Source organism: Jiangella anatolica (assembly GCF_003236295.1).
Classification (GTDB): domain Bacteria; phylum Actinomycetota; class Actinomycetes; order Jiangellales; family Jiangellaceae; genus Jiangella; species Jiangella anatolica.
On record NZ_POTW01000203.1, the window covers coordinates 1 to 674 of the forward strand.

At 69.7% G+C, this 674-nt stretch carries 1 protein-coding gene and 1 pseudogene; both read left to right on the forward strand.

Annotated elements, in window-relative coordinates:
• A pseudogene (locus C1I92_RS32975) lies at positions 1 to 469 on the forward strand (sulfatase family protein); the annotation flags it as partial.
• On the forward strand, positions 466 to 674 hold a 209-nt coding region (locus C1I92_RS32980; RefSeq protein ID WP_146605390.1), incomplete at its 3' end, for a sulfatase-like hydrolase/transferase. The pseudogene C1I92_RS32975 and the gene C1I92_RS32980, both read left to right, overlap by 4 nt.

The window sequence follows — 674 nt, forward strand, 5'->3', positions numbered from 1 at the left end:
GACGCTGTTGGAGTTGGCCGGGGGTGAGGTTCCGGCGTTCGTGCAGGGGCAGAGTTTCGCCGGTGTGCTGCGCGGTGAACCCGGGCCGCGGCGGGGTGAGGTGTTCGCGGAGAAGAACTACCACGACCAGTACGACCCGATCCGGGCCATCCGCACCGACCGGTACGCCTACATCCGCAACCTGCAGCCGGGCACTCCGCCGAGGTTGTCCGGGGACATCGAGCGCAGCCCGTCGCGCCGTGGCCTGGGCGCCGATCACTTCCGGGCCCGTCCGGGTGAGGAGCTCTACGACCTGCACGAGGACCCCTGGCAGCAGCGCAACCTCGCCGACGATGCCTCCTACGCGCCGGTGAAGGCCGACCTTGCGGCGCGGCTGACGCAGTGGATGGACGAGACCAACGATCCCGCGCTGGCCGGACCCGTGGTCGCTCCGAGCGGCACCCTCGACGCGGGATCGGTGACCCGATGAGCGGGCGGCCGAACATCGTGTTGATCGTGATGGACGATCTGGGGTATGGGGATTTGAGCTGTATGGGGAACCGGATCGTGCGGACGCCGCGGATGGATGCGGTCGCGGCCGAGGGGATCGTGCTGCGGCACATGTATGCGGCGTCGGCGGTGTGTACGCCGTCGCGGGCGGCGTTGTTGACCGGCCGGTATCCGCAGCGGGTCGG